The sequence below is a fragment of the Pseudomonas sp. GW531-T4 genome (genome assembly GCF_017349615.1).
Lineage (GTDB): Bacteria > Pseudomonadota > Gammaproteobacteria > Pseudomonadales > Pseudomonadaceae > Aquipseudomonas > Aquipseudomonas chlororaphis_I.
In genome coordinates, this window is record NZ_JACMZT010000020.1 from 99,398 (window position 1) to 116,152 (window position 16,755).

At 64.0% G+C, this 16,755-nt stretch carries 18 protein-coding genes and 1 pseudogene; 11 read left to right on the plus strand and 8 right to left on the minus strand.

All coding sequences use genetic code 11. The annotated features are described in order from the left end of the window. Nucleotides 1–22: 22 nt before the first annotated feature. Both J4D28_RS17620 and J4D28_RS17625 read right to left on the minus strand, forming a co-directional pair. Entirely contained in the window at nucleotides 23–1,084 is a 1,062-nt protein-coding gene (locus tag J4D28_RS17620) for an aromatic ring-hydroxylating dioxygenase subunit alpha (protein ID WP_009048560.1), read from the minus strand. A 299-nt stretch (nucleotides 1,085–1,383) separates the two neighbouring features. Beyond that, nucleotides 1,384–2,265 carry a LysR substrate-binding domain-containing protein gene (locus J4D28_RS17625; RefSeq protein WP_009048561.1) on the minus strand — a complete coding sequence of 294 codons (882 nt, stop codon included), beginning with the start codon at nucleotides 2,263–2,265 and terminating at the stop codon, nucleotides 1,384–1,386. Between the two features lie 109 nt (nucleotides 2,266–2,374). On the opposite strand from J4D28_RS17625, the gene J4D28_RS17630 reads away from it, so the two are divergent. Together J4D28_RS17630 and J4D28_RS17635 are read left to right on the plus strand one after the other, a co-directional pair. Next, nucleotides 2,375–2,704: a carboxymuconolactone decarboxylase family protein gene (locus J4D28_RS17630; RefSeq protein WP_037005875.1), complete on the plus strand. Its 330-nt coding sequence runs from the start codon at nucleotides 2,375–2,377 to the stop codon at nucleotides 2,702–2,704. A gap of 6 nt (nucleotides 2,705–2,710) precedes the next feature. Beyond that, nucleotides 2,711–3,085 (plus strand): tautomerase family protein, encoded by a 375-nt coding sequence (locus tag J4D28_RS17635; protein WP_009048563.1) that lies wholly within the window; start codon nucleotides 2,711–2,713, stop codon nucleotides 3,083–3,085. A gap of 5 nt (nucleotides 3,086–3,090) precedes the next feature. On the opposite strand, the gene J4D28_RS17640 is transcribed toward J4D28_RS17635, so the two are convergent. The 4 genes from J4D28_RS17640 to J4D28_RS17655 form a co-directional block, all read right to left on the minus strand. Next, on the minus strand, nucleotides 3,091–3,774 hold the full coding sequence (locus J4D28_RS17640; protein ID WP_103331350.1) for a phytanoyl-CoA dioxygenase family protein: 684 nt from the start codon (nucleotides 3,772–3,774) through the stop codon (nucleotides 3,091–3,093). A gap of 155 nt (nucleotides 3,775–3,929) precedes the next feature. Next, nucleotides 3,930–5,003, minus strand: coding sequence for an FAD-binding oxidoreductase (locus J4D28_RS17645; RefSeq protein ID WP_103331349.1), 1,074 nt, complete (start codon nucleotides 5,001–5,003; stop codon nucleotides 3,930–3,932). A gap of 108 nt (nucleotides 5,004–5,111) precedes the next feature. After that, nucleotides 5,112–5,411, minus strand: a complete 300-nt coding sequence (locus J4D28_RS17650) for a hypothetical protein (protein WP_016704529.1) — start codon at nucleotides 5,409–5,411, stop codon at nucleotides 5,112–5,114. Between the two features lie 154 nt (nucleotides 5,412–5,565). Continuing rightward, complete coding sequence (locus tag J4D28_RS17655) at nucleotides 5,566–5,967, minus strand: GFA family protein (RefSeq protein WP_103331348.1); 402 nt, start codon at nucleotides 5,965–5,967, stop codon at nucleotides 5,566–5,568. A gap of 277 nt (nucleotides 5,968–6,244) precedes the next feature. On the opposite strand from J4D28_RS17655, the gene J4D28_RS17660 reads away from it, so the two are divergent. Then, nucleotides 6,245–7,297: an alpha/beta fold hydrolase gene (locus J4D28_RS17660; protein WP_103331378.1), complete on the plus strand. Its 1,053-nt coding sequence runs from the start codon at nucleotides 6,245–6,247 to the stop codon at nucleotides 7,295–7,297. A gap of 127 nt (nucleotides 7,298–7,424) precedes the next feature. On the opposite strand, the gene J4D28_RS17665 is transcribed toward J4D28_RS17660, so the two are convergent. Next, nucleotides 7,425–7,961 (minus strand): ATPase AAA, encoded by a 537-nt coding sequence (locus J4D28_RS17665; protein WP_009048569.1) that lies wholly within the window; start codon nucleotides 7,959–7,961, stop codon nucleotides 7,425–7,427. 277 nt (nucleotides 7,962–8,238) lie between these two features. Here J4D28_RS17665 and J4D28_RS17670 point away from each other — a divergent pair, with 277 nt between their 5' ends. Continuing rightward, complete coding sequence (locus J4D28_RS17670) at nucleotides 8,239–8,583, plus strand: cupin domain-containing protein (protein WP_009048570.1); 345 nt, start codon at nucleotides 8,239–8,241, stop codon at nucleotides 8,581–8,583. 45 nt (nucleotides 8,584–8,628) lie between these two features. Here the strand turns inward: J4D28_RS17670 and J4D28_RS17675 are convergent. Continuing rightward, nucleotides 8,629–8,790 (minus strand): annotated as a pseudogene (locus tag J4D28_RS17675) (acyl dehydratase); the annotation flags it as partial. Nucleotides 8,791–8,970: 180 nt separating this feature from the next. On the opposite strand from J4D28_RS17675, the gene J4D28_RS17680 reads away from it, so the two are divergent. The 7 genes from J4D28_RS17680 to J4D28_RS17710 form a co-directional block, all read left to right on the plus strand. Then, entirely contained in the window at nucleotides 8,971–9,432 is a 462-nt protein-coding gene (locus J4D28_RS17680) for an NUDIX hydrolase (protein ID WP_103331740.1), read from the plus strand. A 131-nt stretch (nucleotides 9,433–9,563) separates the two neighbouring features. Next, on the plus strand, nucleotides 9,564–9,905 hold the full coding sequence (locus tag J4D28_RS17685) for a hypothetical protein (RefSeq protein ID WP_009048575.1): 342 nt from the start codon (nucleotides 9,564–9,566) through the stop codon (nucleotides 9,903–9,905). Between the two features lie 99 nt (nucleotides 9,906–10,004). Continuing rightward, entirely contained in the window at nucleotides 10,005–11,261 is a 1,257-nt protein-coding gene (locus tag J4D28_RS17690; protein ID WP_103331741.1) for a TolC family protein, read from the plus strand. Further along, the gene (locus J4D28_RS17695; protein WP_103331742.1) at nucleotides 11,258–12,730 is read left to right on the plus strand and encodes an efflux RND transporter periplasmic adaptor subunit; all 1,473 of its coding nucleotides are present in this window, start codon (nucleotides 11,258–11,260) and stop codon (nucleotides 12,728–12,730) included. The genes J4D28_RS17690 and J4D28_RS17695 overlap by 4 nt, the downstream gene beginning before the upstream one ends. After that, on the plus strand, nucleotides 12,727–15,882 hold the full coding sequence (locus J4D28_RS17700; RefSeq protein ID WP_103331743.1) for an efflux RND transporter permease subunit: 3,156 nt from the start codon (nucleotides 12,727–12,729) through the stop codon (nucleotides 15,880–15,882). Before J4D28_RS17695 ends, J4D28_RS17700 begins: the two co-directional genes overlap by 4 nt. Next, the gene (locus tag J4D28_RS17705) at nucleotides 15,879–16,235 is read left to right on the plus strand and encodes a copper-binding protein (protein WP_103331744.1); all 357 of its coding nucleotides are present in this window, start codon (nucleotides 15,879–15,881) and stop codon (nucleotides 16,233–16,235) included. The genes J4D28_RS17700 and J4D28_RS17705 overlap by 4 nt, the downstream gene beginning before the upstream one ends. A 104-nt stretch (nucleotides 16,236–16,339) precedes the next feature. Beyond that, a partial coding sequence (locus J4D28_RS17710; protein WP_207246435.1) for a hypothetical protein occupies nucleotides 16,340–16,755 on the plus strand: 416 nt, incomplete at its 3' end.

Sequence of the window (16,755 nt, forward strand, 5' to 3'; positions counted from 1 at the left end):
ACCGGTGAAATGCCGCGCAGGATCAGGCCGTGGCCGTGGCGATCAGCTGCGCTTCGCCGGCGCGTTCCTGGGCGATCAGGCGCTCCAGCACCCGCCGCGACTGCACGCCGCCGGCGTCGATATTCAGCTTGAGCAGGTTGCGCGTGGGATGGGCGAGCAGGTTCTGTTGCTGGCGTTCGAGCATCTCCAGGTCTTCGCTGAAAATCTTGCCCTGGCCTTCGCGAATGTTCGCGGTCAGCGCCTCGTCCTTCGGGTTGAAGTTGCGCGCCATGCCCCAGAAGTACCAGATCGAGGTGTCGCTTTCCGGGGTGATGAAATCCACCACTATGCTCGACGCCTTGGAGTGCGCCGGCGCGTCATAGCCGCCTTGGCCGGCATGGGCCACGCCGACTTCGATCAGCACATGGCTGGGCGGGGTGAAGCGGCAGATCTGCCAGCGGTCCACCGGCACATCGTCGGCCAGGCCGTTGCCGCGCAGGGCCATGCGCCAGAACGGCGGGGCCATGATGTTTTCCATATGCCGCGCGGTGACTACTTCGTTGCCTTCGACCCTGGTGGTCGGCGGCGCCTCGTCGATTTCCTTCTGGCCGATGCTGGAGGCGTGGACGTAGGTTTCGTGGGTCAGGTCCATCAGGTTGTCGATCATCAGGCGGTAGTCGCACTGGATGTGGAACAGCCCGCCACCGTAGGCCCACTCATCGCTGACTGCCCACTCCAGATGATGGATCAGCGCCGGATCGGCCAGCGCCTGGTCGCCGGGCCAGACCCAGATAAAGCCGTAGCGCTCGACCACGGCAAAGGTCTTGTTGCAGGGGAAGCCGCGCACCCGTTGCCCGGGCATTTCCACGGTCTTGCCATCGCAGCCCATCACCAGGCCGTGATAACCGCACACCAGGTTGCCGTTTTCCACATAACCCAACGACAGCGGCGCGCCGCGATGGGGGCAGAAGTCCTCGACCGCCGCGACCCGGCCCTCCAGGCCACGATAAAACACCATCTTCTCCCCGCAGATCTGCCGCCCCAGGGGCTTGTCGGCGATTTCATCGGGGGTGCAGGCAACGTACCAAGTGTTCTTGGGGTACATGGAAGGCTCTCCAGGCGAGTGATTGTTTTTATTTAATGGATCCATTAGAGGGGCCGTGGTGTTTGAGTGTCAACGATAAAGGCGCGACTTTAGGTTGATTTATGGGCGATTATCGGACTGCTAGTTGTAGTCTTTGTTTTTAATGGATCCATTTGTAAGTGTTGTAAAACACTCCCAATGGAAAGAACGTCAGCGATGAAGGTGGGGGATGTCGACGTTCGTCGACCTGAACTGTCGAGCGGGAAGCCGCTCATGCGGCGGCATTTCTTGGGGGATATCGCTGGGGGACAGACCTTTGTTTACTTCATGTGGGTGAAGCCGAACGCCTGCTCTTCCAGGTTGGCCTGGATCAACTCGGCCAATTGCCGGGTGGCCGGCGTAAGGTCCTTGCCACCGCGGTGAAGCACATAACCCAGGGTCGGTACCGCGGGTAAACCGGGCATGAGGGCGAGATGGCTCGGCAGCCCGATGCGGGTGCGCAAGGTCAGCCCCAGCCCGGCCGCCACGGCCGCCCAGATGCCGGCGACGCTGGGGCTGGTCAGGGCGATCCGCCAGGGAATATGCGCCTCGTCCAGGGCCTGGGTGGCGGCACTGCGCAGCACGCACGGGGCATCGAACAGGATCAGCGGCAGCGGTGAGTCCGCCGGCAGCGGCGGCATGTCGCGAGCGCCGATCCAGTGCATCTGGGTTTCGCCCAGGCGCGTGGCATGGGGCGATGGCTGCCCCGTGTCCCAGGCCAGCGCCAGGTCCAGGCCGTCGCTGTCGATCAGGGCAAGCAGTTCGGCATTGCGCGCGATCCTGACTTCGAGATTCACCCGTGGGTAGGTCTTGACGAAGCGGCGGAGGATATCGCTGAGGAAGTGCTCGCCAAAGTCCTCCTGCAGCCCCAGGCGTACCGTCCCGGCGGTCTGCTGTTCATGCAGGCTCTGGAAAATGCTGTCGTTCAGTTCCAGGAGCCGGCGGGCATGGCTGAACAGCGACTCGCCGGTGGGCGTCAGGGCCAGCCCTCGACCGGACCTGGCCAGTACCGGGGTGCCGATCTGCTCCTCGAGCTTCTTGAGCTGGGCGCTCACCGCGGAGGTCGAGCGGCCGAGCCGATCCGCCGCCTTGGCAAAGCTGTTGAACTCCACGCCGGTGACAAAGGTACGCAGTACATCGAGATCGAAGGTCGGACGGCGCATTCGAATAGTCCACTGATTCGGGATTGTGGCTTCCATTAAATCCAATATTCGGGATGGTTTCGAGTTGATATTTTTCTCCCGTCATTGGGTTATTCAACGAGGAAGCATCATGGATACAGCGATGGGGCAGGGGCGAGAGCCTGAGTACGCGCAAAAATTCGCCGACCTGACCAGGGATGTGCTGTTCGGCGATATCTGGCAGCGCACCCAGCTGTCGGCTCGGGAGCGCAGCCTGGTGACGGTGGCGGCGCTGGTGGCGTTGTACCGCCTGGAGCAGTTGCCGTTTCATCTGCAGCGGGCGCTGGACAACGGCCTGGGGCGCGACGAGTTGGCTGAGGTCATTACCCATCTGGCGTTCTATTCCGGCTGGCCGACGGCCGCCTCGGCGCTGAAGGTGCTCAGCGATCTACAGGGTTCCAGCCTCGGTTTGCAGGAGTAAGCCTTTATGCCTTTTGCCCGTATTTCCTTGCACCGCGGAAAGTCCGCCGAGTACCTGCAGGCCTTGTCGCAGGGGCTGCACGAGGCGCTGGTCGAGCGTTTCGAAGTGCCGCTGGCGGACCGCTTCCAGATCATTCACCAACATGAAGCGGGCGAGCTGATATTCGACCGCGATTATCTGGGCGGCCCGCGCAGCCATGACTTTGTGCTGATCGCGATCACCGCCGGCCGCCCTCGATCGGTCGAGACCAAACGGCGTTTCTATCGCGACCTGGTCGAGCGGCTGGGCCGGGCGCCGGGCATCGATGCCGAGGATGTGATGGTGGTGATTACCACCACCGAGGCAGAGGACTGGTCGTTTGGCGGTGGGCGGGGCAATTAGCCTGCCTATGCGTTTCTGGTATCAGCCCTATCCAACGGATCGAAGCGCTCGCTCGTGTCCATGCGGATATTTCGCAGGCCCAGGGTTTCCAGGTGCGATGGGTACAGAGACTCGGAGAAATAGCTGATCAGGAGCGAGCGCCGGCGTGTGCCACTCGCGTTCAGACTGCCGGCATGCAGCAGATCGACATCGAACACCAGGATGTCGCCGGCGGCGCCTGAAAGCTGCACGGACCGCGACTCATCGGTGAGGTCGAATGGAGGCTCTGCCGGATCGGAGCGATGGCTGCCGGGGACGATACGGGTGGCGCCGTTCTCGGCGCCGTAGTCGTCGAAAAAAGCCAGGGCGTTGGCTATGTCGCCTGGCCGTTGGGCTGACAGGTCGCGGTGCAGCTGCTGATGGCCGCCACCGGCCAGGGGCTCGCGCCCTTCCACCTGGGAGAGAAAGAAGCGTTCCCCAATCAACTCACCCACCACCGCCAGCACCTGCGGCAGGCGACACACCGCCTGGACCTTCGAATCGGCGTCCAGCAGCGAATGGCGCCAGTCCATGCCTCGGGGCACGGGCCATTGGTTCGATGGCAGCACGCCCGCATCGAACGTGGCACGCAGGTCATCCAGCCATTCGGCCGGGATCGCTCGGCGCAGCAGCACGTAACCCTGTCGATGGAGTTGCTCGCGGTCAGTCATGGTTTTCTCGATTTCCTTATCAGCAATGCGTCCTGTGGAGCGGCCTGGGGCAATAACCGGTCAGTGATCAAGCGTAGCTTTAGCGAGTCCAGTGAGCGGGGCGAACAGGTTTTGTTGGAGAGGTTGTCACCATGCTGGCCCCAGACACGTATTCCCTACGCCTGGAAGAAGCGCCCGGGACGGCAGGGGGCAAGGGCAGGGGATGCCGTGCCGTCGATAATCTCCTCGCTGGCCAGGCGGCCGACTATCGCCGCCAGCGTGACGCCAGGGTGCATCGCACACACATACACGCCGCCGATATCGGGTAGATAACCGATGATGGGCGTGCCATCGACCGGCATGGGCCTGAGGCCGACACAGGCCGACTCCAGCTCGATGGAAGTAACGCCGTGGACTTGGTTCCGGATGGCCTGGGCGGTTCGTAGCGCTATCGCGGCTGGCTGGTTTTCCAGCGCGTCGTCCAGGTAATCTTCCGCCGCCAGTAGCCTGCCGTCCGTGCCTTGCCGCACTTCCATTTCCGGGTTGGAGATAAGGGTGTGCACGAGATCGGGTTGTGAGGCGTAGCGGATAAATATGGCTGGAGAGGCCGCTATTGGAAGGGGCAGATTCAGCAGCTCGGTGAGCTGATTGATGCCCGTCCCGGCGGCCAGCACGACAATGTCGGTCTCGAGGCTCCCCCCTGTGGTTTCGACGCCCGTCACCTGTGTACCCTGGGTGGTAAAGCCGAGCACCCGAGTCTGGGTGAGCAGCTGGGCGCCATGAGCCTGGGCACCGGCAAGCAACGTATGGGTGGCTTGCACGGCGTCCAGCGCGCCTTCTTCGGCGGCATACCAGGCTTGCTGCGGGGGATGCTTGAGGTTGGGCTCGAGGTCGAGGATCTGTGAGCGCAACACCCGGGTGGCCGAAGGCGGGTTACCTGAGGCTTGCGGCTCTTCACTTGGGCTTACGCCGTAGGACAGGGCGCCGCTCCAGCGCACCTTAAGGCCAGGCAGCTCGGTTTCGAGCCGGCGGTACTCCTGGATGGCCGCACCGCGCAATGACGCGATGGGATCGGGCCCGCTGTGGGAGGTGTTGATCCAGGCGAATGAGTGTCCCGTCACTCCAGACGCTACGTCTTCAGCCTCCACCAGGATGACCTGCGCGCCTTTGCCTGCCAGGTGATACGCCAGGGACGCGCCCACTATGCCGGCGCCAATGACCACGACTCGCTTGTTTACCGCGTTGCCCATACCAACCTCCGTGTTGTCGACCTGATGAGGGCAGGGCATCCGGATGAACTGATGCCTTGAGAACCGAACGGCCCGCTTCGCTACCTCCCTGTTATTTCCTGCGCACTGCTATTTCTTGCACTCCGCCAACACCACTTTGCAGGTGCTGGGCGTACCGCCGGAGCGGCCGGCATAACGGATGCAGTTATTCAGGGATTTCTGGCGCGCCACACCCAGGGTGGAACCCCAGGCCAGGCCGCCTTCGCCGGAAGTGGGGAGCGCTTTGGCGTAACAGTTTGAGCCGATGCTGGCGGTCGAATAACGATACTTGGCGGCTTTACTTGAACATCCCGCTATCAGCGCCAGGTTGATGGCGAGCAGGGAAAACAGGATCCATGACGAGTAGTTGCGTACTGCTGTTCTGGTCATTCCAGTTCCCCTGTATCAAGACGGTAAGAACGTGTTTGCGGTGTTGCTGTATTCAGCTTAGAGGGTATCGCGCCTGGCCTTGGAGCCGTCTGGCGGAGTGGGTGCGTTTGGCCCTGCCTTACGTCGGTTGCCATCCGTTTTTGCCTGATTGCCCTCATGGGTGTTGCGGCCAATGATCCTGGATTTCGTACCACGAAGCCTTGAACGCCACCTGAATGTGTTTCTGTTTATCGGCGGTGAAGGGCGTATCCAGGGTGCCCAGGGCGATCGAGACCCAGTCGGCGTGTTCGCCCTGGTCCCTGGACCAGAACAGCGACGAACCGCACTGGCCGCAAAACTGGCGCAGCACCGATTCGGAAGACCGATAGGACTGGAGGCTCTCGGCCCCCTGAACGATGTGCAGATCACTGCGCAACACACTGCCATAACTGGCGAACGCCGCCCCATGGCTTTTCCGGCACTGGCTGCAATGGCAGTGGGAAAGCGCTTTGGGGCGGGACGAGAGCTGGTATTTGACGGCGCCGCACAGGCAGCTGCCCTGGAAGGTGTCAGTCATTTAAGGGCGCCCCTTGAAACGAAAGGGCGCCCATTTAAGCAGTCGGTGTCGGGGATGTCGAACGGTTGAACCCACAACCAAAAGCGGACGTTCAACCTTCTCACTAACAGACCGCGAATAGCGTTAACGATGAAAACTGCGCACGGCGGTTCGAATGTGGGCTTTAATGCCCGGGCTTATATGCAGCCCCATGAGCTTCGACTCCATACGAAGGTGGATGCGCCTGATGGCGGGTTCAGGCTGCTGTGCACTTGTCTCATTCAAGGAAGAAATGACATTGAAAATAGCTTTCGGCGCCCTGTTGTTGACCTGGCTGGCTACTACCGCACTCGCTGACGAGAACCCTGTCGGCTTCCAAACTTCCATACTGGCGGACTCGCACAATGGGCGCGCACTGGAGATGGTCGTCTGGTACCCCAGCGCAACTACCGCAGCCACGCAGATGATTGGCGATGATGTGGTGTTCGTCGGGGCTCCTGCCGTCCGTGACGCGCCGCCCGCTGCTGGCAAGCATCCATTGTTGGTGCTCTCCCACGGGTACAGAGGTAACTGGAGCAACCAGATCTGGCTTGCCAGTGCCCTGGCTCACAGGGGTTACATCGTCGCCGCACTCAATCACCCTGGCACCACCACTCATGACCTTAGCCCTCAAGCCGCGGCGCAGTTATGGCAGCGGCCCGTCGATTTGCGCCGAGTCATTGACAGGGTCACGACTCAACCTGAAAAGTTCGGCTCGGTCGCCAATGGCCGAATTGCAGTAGTGGGCCATTCACTCGGCGGTTGGACCGCCCTGGAGATCGCCGGTGCTCGTTTCGATCCAGACCGCTTCGCCCAGGAGTGCAAAGCCCACCCGCAGTTATCAAGTTGCACCAACTATGGAAAGATAAAACCCGTAAGCACCTCGGAATCAAAGGCCGCGTTGACCGCCGATTTGCGCGATAAACGCGTCACTGCCGTGGTTGCATTGGACTTGGGCTTTTCGCGTGGCCTGACTGATGAAAGCCTGGCCGCGCTGCCGGTACCAGCGCTGGTGATCGCTGCCGGCGCGCCGTCGCACGACCTTCCCGCTGAGTTGGAGTCTGCCAACCTGGCCAAACGCCTGCCTTCGGCGTCAAGCCGCTACGTCGAAATCAGCGACGCAAGCCATTTCAGCTTCTTGTCGGTATGCAAACCTGGCGCGGAGGTCATGCTCGAAGAAGACGTACCAGGCGATGGCATCATTTGCCGGGATGGTGACAGCGCTCGCCCGCGTGAGGTGATTCAACAGCAGGCTGCAGCGCTGATAGCCGAGTTTCTTCAGTCATCCATCGACAAAGAAGACAGTTTGTAGACTCGTGGTGCGGGAGCTGCCGCAGTTCAACAAAAAAACTGGAGCAGTTTCAACACCCGTGCAATCTGGCGGATCGGTTGAATCCACAGCCCAAGGCGGAGGTTGTGCCGGGATGGCGACCCGCCATTCATTCAAGGCAGGCTTCGGGCGTCGCCGGCAAGCTATCGAGAAACGCGGCAATCTGCCGGGCACCGCGCAAGTGCAGGGTAGGAACCAGCGGGCCTATGGCCAGGCGCACCGCCTCGATACCCGGGCGGTAGCCACGGTCGAAATTCCACACGAAGTTCAGGAAGGTCAGGAATGCCCGGTCGAGCTTTTCCGTGCAGCCTGCGGCAAGGTCAGGCCGGGGGCGGTTCATCAGGCTGCGGATGATCACCCGGGTGAAACAGGTGAGCCGCGGGGTATCGAGCCAGATGATCAGGTCGGCACGGGGCAGGCGAAGGTCGAAGGTGCGCCGGGCATAGTTGCCTTCACACACCCAGGCAGCCGGTGCGACCGCTGCGCGGACCCGTTCGCGGAACTGCTCGGCGTCGGGTTCTACCCAGCCGGGCTCCCAGAACAGTGTGTCCAGGTGGACCACGGGCAGGTTCCGGCGCTTGCCGAGGGCGCGGGCGAGGGTGGACTTGCCGCTCCCGGCATTACCCAGAATTACAATCCGTTGCATGGGAACTTCCTGTCGCAAAAAAGCCGGCGATTGTGCAGGTTTTGCGGCGCCAGTTAAAGGCGGATGGCGGGGGCGACCGCACCAGGAATGAAATGTGTGGTTCCTGAAGCCGAGCGCAGGATATCGATCCCTCCTTGTCCGCATTGGCTGTTCGTTCCGGCCGATTCCTGCCTGCCATGAAAAGCCGACTTCGACCCTTTGTCGCCTGTCGGCAGCTCTCGCCTTTCAGGGGTGTCTACTGCTAGTGAGGCTCTGTAGGTACAGAGAGGAGAGCGCCATGAGCAATGAACAGGTGGCACCGGAAACCAAAGGTGTTGCAGTGCAGGTACTGGCAACCATTGACCTGGGTCCCGAGATCGAGGGGATGGCCGGGCGCCAACTCAGAATGCGTCTGGTGACCATCGAGCCTGGAGGTGTATTCGGGCCGATTCACAACCATAAAGACCGGCCAGGCGTCGTCTACATACTGGAGGGAACCATCACAGACCATCGCAATGGCCTCGACACGGACTATGGCCCGGGGCTGGGCTGGCCCGAGGACAGGGACACCACGCACTGGCTCGAGAATCGAGGAACGGTTCCGGCGCGAGAGATCTCGGTCGATATTGTCTGGCAAGAGTAAGTCCGGGCCGAACATCGATAGGGGCGGGCCCGAGGAGCGGTTCACTCAAGGCTGGTCATTCCCCGCGCCCGCCGCCCCATTGGCCGCCCCATTGGTCGGATCGCCCTCGGCCAGCATGCGGACCAGGACCTCCCGTTCCTTCACTCCCGGCACCAGGCCGCTGGTCTGGCCTTCCAGCACGGTGATGCCGTTTTCGTTGGTCATGCTGCACGTGATCATCCGCGACCTGCCGGCCTTCCAGCATTTATGATGGCCGCCTGTCCAGACTGCCCAACGCTCAACGCCCAACGCCTGACGCTGGTGATGAAACGGGTGATTCAGGACCGTTCGCTGGCGCTGTGAGGCGCGCCGGCGAATACATCAGAACAACATTTCAGGGAGATACCGATGCGTGAGCGTAAGTCGGTGAGGTTGCTGGTCATCAACCCTTCGCGAGAGGTTCTGCTGTTCCGGTTCCTGCACAAGGAAGGGGCGCTGGCGGGGGATGACTATTGGGCCACGCCCGGTGGCGGGCTTGAAGGGGCAGAAACCTTCCAGCTTGCGGCGGTCCGTGAACTGCACGAGGAGACCGGTATCCGGGTCGGCACGGTTGGAGAACTGGTGGCCGATCGCCGGTTTCCCATGCAGCTGCCCAGCGGCGAGTGGGTGACCTCCGTCGAGCAGTATTTTGTCGTGCACGCACCAGACCAGCCGCTCTCCCGTGCGGGCTGGACCTCGTCCGAGGCCCAGGTGATGGCCGATCATCGCTGGTGGTCGGCCCACGATCTGCGATCCACCGAGGCCATCGTCTGGCCGGAGTCACTGGTGGAGATGCTGGAAGAGGCGGGGGTGTTCGAGCCGTCCTTGTAGCGATTTTTCCACGCGCTAATCCTGGCTTAATCCCGCTCCATTGAGATCGCGCGCAGCCGGGTTTTTTCGGCGACCTGTTTATGCGATTGGCGCAATTGTAAGAGCGGCTTTCCACCTCTAGACTCCAGCCCATGAAACGCTACCTGCGGTTTTGTCTTGTCTTCCTGATCAGCCTGGCGCTTCCCCTCAGCGGGATGGCGGGCGTCCAGGCGCCGACCGAACCTTGCCCGATGAAGACCCAGGGCATGGCGATGATGGACGACATGGGCATGGACTGCTGCAACGACATGAAAAGCCCGGCCGAGCACGGCAAACCCTGCAAGCCGGGCCAGGAATGCAAGACCGGCGGCATGCTGCAAGTCTCGATCGTCAAGCCTGCCGTGACCCTGAGCCACCCGGTTGTCCTGTCTTTCTCCAGCTATTTTTTGCCCGCGCAAAGCCCTTCCGGGGTGTGGCGACCGCCCCGGGCCTGATTCCTGTACCACACTGAGTCCCATCGCCTATTGAGGCGATGGCATATCTGCGCGCATGTCTGAAGAGTCGCGCAGGGATTCATCACAGGAATCGTCAACATGAACCCCAAGTGCTATTGCACCGGCTGGTCCCTCGTGGTCGGCCTGGCGGCGGGCGTGCTGGTGTGGCCGAGCCTCGCTGGCGCCTTGACCCTCGATGAGGCGTTGCGCCTGGCCGAGAACAACGCGCCGTCGCTGAGCGCCCAGGACGCGAAAATCCAGGCCGCCAGCAGCGCGGCCATCCCCGCCGGCGAACTGCCCGACCCCAAGCTGTTGCTGGGGGTGCAGAACTACCCCATTGGCGGCCCGGATCGCTGGCGCCTCGACCAGGATTTCATGACCATGCAGATGGTCGGTATCCGCCAGGAAATGCCCAACAGCGACAAGCGCAAGGCCCGCGTCGAGGTCGCCGCCGGGGCGGTCGAACGGGCCGCCGCCGAGCGTCGGGTGGAGCTGCTGAACGTGCGCCAGGCCACGGCCCTGGCCTGGATCGGCAGCTATTCGGTGGAGCGCAAGGCGGCGCTGCTCCAGAACTTCTACGAGGAAAACCGCCTGCTGGGCGCCACCGTGCGCGCACAGATCGCCGGTGGCCGCGGGTTACCGGCGGATGCGGTGACGCCCCGCCAGGAAGCCGCGCAACTGGCCGAGCGCGAGGACGAACTGATCAGCCAGCGGGCCCAGGCCCGGGCCGCGCTCAAGCGCTGGATCGGCGCTGCCGCCAACGACCGGCCCGTGGGACGTCTGCCCGAGTGGCCGGTGGACAGCGCAGGCTACGTGCACAAGCTGCAACACCACCCCGAACTGGCGGCGTTCGCGCCCATGACCCGCGAGGCGCAAGCCAGGGTCTATGAGGCCGAGGCCGACAAGCAGTCGGACTGGAGCTGGGAGCTGGACTACCAGCGCCGTGGCCGGGAGTTCGGCGACATGGTCAGCGTGCAGTTTTCCTGGGACCTGCCGTTGTTTCCCGGCTCGCGCCAGAACCCCAGGATCGCCGCCCGGCAGGCCGAGCTGAGCCAGCTGGAGGCCGAACGCGAAGCCCTGTCCCGGGAGCATGCCCAGCAGTTGGAAGCGCAGTTGGCCGACTATGAGCGCCTGGATCGCGCGGTGCGCCGCAACCAGCAAAGCCTGGTGCCGCTGGCCCGGGAGAAGGTCGACCTGAGCCTGGCCAGCTATCGCGCCGGCAAGGGCGACCTGGCGGCGGTGGTCGCCGCCCGCCGCGAACTGATCGAAGCCCGCCTCAAGCAGGTCGACGTCGAGGAGCAGCGCGCCCTGACCAACGCGCGCCTGTATTTCGCCTATGGGGAGAGTGCGCAATGAATTCGCCGATCTGGAAAGTCGCTTCGGTGGTCGGCGTCTCGCTGGCCCTGGGAGTCGCGGGTGGTTACTGGCTGGCCCAGCCGCGCAGCGGCGAAGCGCCGGCGGTGGCGGTTGGGCAGCAGGCTGCGGCCGAGCCCAAGGCGCTGTATTGGTACGACCCGATGTACCCGCAGCAGAAGTTCGACAAGCCGGGCAAGTCGCCCTTTATGGACATGCAGTTGGTCCCACGGTACGCCGAGGGTCAGGGGGGAGAGGGGGATAGCATGGCGGTGCGCATCGACCCGGGCCTGACCCAGAACCTCGGCCTGCGCCTGGCCAGCGTCACGCGCGGGGTGTTGGCCAGCAGCGTCGATGCGGTCGGGGTGCTGGCGTTCAACGAGCGCGAGGTGGCGGTCGTTCAGCCGCGGACCGCGGGTTTTGTCGAACGGGTGTATGCCCGGGCCCCGGGGGATCTGCTCAAGGCCAATGCGGCCCTGGCGGATATCCTGGTGCCGGAGTGGGCGGCGGCCCAGGAAGAATTCCTCGCCCTCAAGGCCAGTGGCGATGCCGCTCTGCTGGCGGCCGCCCGCCAGCGATTGCGCCTCAGCGGCATGCCGACGGCCTTGATCGCCCAGGTCGAGCGCAGTGGCAAGGTCCAGCCGAACCTGACCCTGAGCAGCCCCATCGGCGGTGTGCTGCAAGAGTTGAATGTCCGCCAGGGCATGACCCTGGCCGCCGGCGAGACCCTGGCCCGGGTCAACGGCTTGAACAGCGTCTGGCTGGCGGTGGCGGTTCCGGAGTCGCAGGCCGGTTCGCTGGTCAGCGGGCAGGTGGCCGAGGCTCGTTTGCCGGCTTTTCCCGGGGAGGTGTTCGCGGGCAAGGTCGACGCGATCCTTCCAGAGGCCAATGCCGATAGCCGCACGCTGCGGGTGCGGGTCGAGTTGCCTAACCCGCAAGGTCGGCTGCGGCCGGGCATGAGCGCCCAGGTCAGCCTCAAGCGTTCGACCCGGCAACCTCTGCTGTGGGTGCCCAGCGAGGCGGTGATTCGCACTGGCCGCCGGGCCCTGGTGATGCTCGCCGAAGACGGGGGGCGCTACCGCCCGGTGGAAGTGCAGCCAGGGCCGGACAACGCGGGCCAGACGGCGATCTTGCAAGGCCTGGAGGAGGGGCAGCAGGTGGTGGCGTCCGGGCAGTTCCTGTTGGATTCGGAAGCCAGCCTCAAGGGCATTGTCGCCGCTTCGTTGGCAGAGCCCGCAGCGGTCCTGCATGAAGCCGAAGGGCAGATCCTGGCCATCGACAGTCAGGAAGTCACGCTCGCCCATGGTCCCTTCAAGAGCCTGGGCATGCCGGCCATGACCATGACCTTTCCTCTGGCCAATCCCGGCCTGATGCAGGGCCTCAAGGTGGGCGACAAGGTGCGGGTGGCGCTGAGCCAGAGCGGCAATGAGCTGCGGGTCCAACGCCTGGATAAAACGGGGAGCCAGCCATGATCGCGGCCGTGATTCGTTGGTCGGTGGCCAACCGTTTTCTGGTGTTGCTGGCGACCCTGTTCGTCAGCGCCTGGGGTGTCTGGTCGGTACAGAGCACGCCGGTCGATGCGCTACCGGACCTGTCGGATGTACAGGTGATCATCCGCACGCCGTATGCGGGGCAAGCACCGCAGATCGTCGAGAACCAGGTGACCTATCCGCTGGCCACCACCATGCTCTCGGTGCCCGGGGCCAAGACCGTGCGTGGCTATTCGTTTTTCGGCGACAGCTTTGTCTATGTGCTGTTCGAGGACGGCACCGACCTGTATTGGGCCCGCTCGCGGGTGCTGGAGTACCTGAGCCAGGTCCAGAGTCGCCTGCCGGCCAGCGCCAAGCCGGCGCTGGGGCCAGATGCCACCGGGGTTGGCTGGATTTTCCAGTACGCCCTGGTGGACCGCAGCGGCGGGCATGACCTGGCGCAACTGCGCGCCCTGCAAGACTGGTTCCTCAAGTTCGAGCTCAAGACCCTGCCGAACGTCGCGGAAGTCGCCACCGTGGGCGGCATGGTCAAGCAGTACCAGGTGCAACTCGACCCGCTGAAACTGGCCAGCCTCGGTATCACCCAGGCCGAGGTCGGCGCGGCGATCGGCAAGGCCAACCAGGAAACCGGTGGCGCGGTGCTGGAGATGGCGGAGACGGAGTTCATGGTGCGGGCTTCCGGCTACCTGAAGAGTCTCGCTGACTTTCGCGCGATCCCGCTCAAGCTCGGGGCGGGCGGGGTGCCGGTGACCCTGGGCGAGGTCGCGACTGTTCAGCTCGGCCCGGAAATGCGCCGTGGCATCGGCGAACTCGACGGCGAGGGCGAGGCCGTGGGCGGCGTGGTGATTCTGCGCAGCGGCAAGAACGCCCGGGAAACCATCGCCGCGGTGAAGACCCGCCTCGAAGAGCTCAAGCGCAGCCTGCCGGCCGGCGTGGAAATCGTCACCACCTACGACCGCAGCCAGCTGATCGACCGCGCGGTGAGCAACCTCGGCCACAAGTTGCTGGAGGAGTTCATCGTCGTCGCCCTGGTGTGCGGGATCTTCCTCTGGCACCTGCGTTCCTCCCTGGTGGCGATCATCTCCTTGCCGATCGGCGTGTTGATCGCCTTTGTGGTGATGCGCCAGCAGGGGCTCAACGCCAACATCATGTCCCTGGGCGGCATCGCCATCGCGGTCGGGGCCATGGTCGACGCGGCGGTGGTGATGATCGAGAACGCCCACAAGAAACTCGAGGCCTGGCACCAGGCCCATCCCGGGCACACCCTGCAGGGCGAGCAGCGCTGGCAGGTGATCACCGCGGCGGCGACCGAGGTCGGGCCGGCGCTGTTCTTCTGCCTGTTGATCATCACCCTGTCGTTCATCCCGGTGTTCACCCTGGAGGCCCAGGAAGGGCGGTTGTTTGGTCCGCTGGCGTTCACCAAGACCTATGCCATGGCCGCGGCGGCGGGGCTGTCGGTGACCCTGGTGCCGGTGTTGATGGGCTACTGGATTCGCGGGCGGATTCCCAACGAGCAGCAGAACCCGCTGAACCGTGGGTTGATCCGCCTCTATCAACCGGCGCTGGACGCGGTATTGCGCAGGCCCCGGGCGACCTTGCTGCTGGCCTTGCTGGTGTTCCTCAGCGCGCTATGGCCGCTCTCGCGCCTGGGGGGCGAGTTCCTGCCGCCGCTGGACGAGGGCGACCTGCTGTACATGCCTTCGGCGCTGCCGGGGCTGTCGGCGCAGAAGGCGGCGCAGCTGCTGCAACAGACCGACCGGCTGATCAAGAGCGTGCCCGAGGTCGAACATGTGTTCGGCAAGGCTGGCCGTGCGGAAACCGCCACCGACCCGGCGCCCCTGGAGATGTTCGAAACCATCATCCGGTTCAAGCCCCATGAGCAGTGGCGCCCCGGCATGACCGCGGAAAAACTGGTGGCCGAGCTGGACCGGGTGGTGCGGGTGCCGGGGCTGACCAATATCTGGATTCCGCCGATTCGTAACCGCGTGGATATGCTCGCCACCGGCATCAAGAGCCCGATCGGGGTCAAGGTGGCCGGCAGCGACCTGCGGCAGATCGATGCCGTGACCCAGGCCGTCGAGCGAGTGGCCAGGGGCGTGCCCGGGGTCAGTTCGGCGCTGGCCGAACGCCTGACGGGGGGGCGTTACATCGACGTGGATATCGACCGCCAGGCGGCCGCGCGCTACGGCCTGAACATCGCCGATGTGCAGTCGATCGTCAGCGGCGCCATCGGCGGTGAAAACATCGGCGAGACCATCGAGGGGCTGGCGCGCTTCCCGATCAGCCTGCGGTACCCCCGTGACTGGCGGGACTCGCTGGGGGCCCTGGAGCAGTTGCCGATCTACACCCCGCTGGGCAGCCAGATCACCCTCGGCACCGTGGCCAGGGTCAGGGTCAGCGAGGGTCCGCCGATGCTCAAGAGCGAAAACGCCCGGCCTTCGGGCTGGGTGTATGTCGATGTGCGCGGGCGGGATCTCGCCTCGGTGGTCGCCGACCTGCGCCGGGCGGTCAGCGAGCAGGTGCGCTTGCAGCCGGGCATGAGCCTGAGCTACTCCGGGCAGTTCGAGTTTCTCGAACGGGCCAACGCCCGGCTCGCGTGGCTGGTGCCGGCCACCTTGCTGATCATCTTCGTGCTGCTGTACCTGACCTTCGCCCGCTTCGACGAGGCCTTGCTGATCATGGCCACGCTGCCGTTCGCCCTGACGGGCGGGGCGTGGTTCCTCTACTGGCTGGGGTTCAACCTGTCGGTGGCCACCGGCGTCGGTTTTATCGCCCTGGCCGGGGTGTCCGCCGAGTTCGGCGTGATCATGCTGCTGTACCTGAAGAACGCCTGGGCCGAACGCCAGGAGTCCGGCGAGGGCAGCGAGCGCGGGTTGCTCGCGGCGATTCGCGAAGGCGCGGTGCAGCGTGTGCGCCCCAAGGCCATGACCGTGGCGGTGATCATCGCTGGCCTGTTGCCGATCCTGCTGGACAGCGGCACCGGCAGCGAAGTGATGAGCCGCATCGCCGCGCCCATGGTCGGCGGCATGCTCACCGCGCCCTTGCTGTCGCTGTTCGTCATCCCGGCGGCCTATCGCCTGATGCGCCGCCGGCACCTTCCTGTTGTCTCCCACACTCAAGGAAAAAACCTATGAAACTGATCCAGATCGCATTCGCTGGCACCCTGGCCGCGCTGTCCCTCGCCGCCCACGCGCAGGACATGCCCGGCATGAAAATGGACGACATGAACATGAACGGCATGCCGATGAAGCAGGAAGCCCGGCAGGCTCGACAGGCCACTGCCGAGGGCACGATCAAGGCCATCGATACCGCGAAGCAGCGGGTGACCATCGCCCACGGCGCCGTCCCCGCCGTGCAATGGCCTCCGATGACCATGACCTTTGCCGCGACCGCGCAGCAGCTGCAAGGGCTGGTGATCGGCGACCGGGTGACCTTCGTATTCCACCTGGAAGGCGGCGCGGCCACTATCGTTTCCATCAGGAAGTAAAACCGCGAGGCCGGCATGTGCAGGCATGCCGGCCTCGCGCTCATTATTCACAGCAGCGCCGTCGATTCGTTCCTCTCTCTACCATCCAACAGAGGGAACGCCCGATGAACAACACCGAACTCAGCCATCTCATCCTCAGCGACCACTCGCGCATCGAGGCCGCCATCAGTACCGGCGCGGCCTGGGAAGTCTGGTTCCAGGTCGAGTTTCTGATGCTGCTGCGCGCAGCCCACCTGGGGGTCGCTCGCGAAGTGCCTTACCCACCGCCGAACCAGGCCTTGCACCTCGACGTGCTGGCCCGGCACAACGTCGAGAGTTATGCCATCGAAGTGAAAGTCGAAAGCGCTACCAATGCCGGCAACAAGCTGTTGGCGGAAACCCGCAAGGACATCGAGAAGATTGCCAAATACACCGAGCCGGTCGATGCCCGCTGGGTGGTTTCCCTGGCCTACAGCGACGTGGCCAAACACTCGTTGCGCGGGTTCACTGTGCAGAACAACGGCCATGCCATCTACCATGA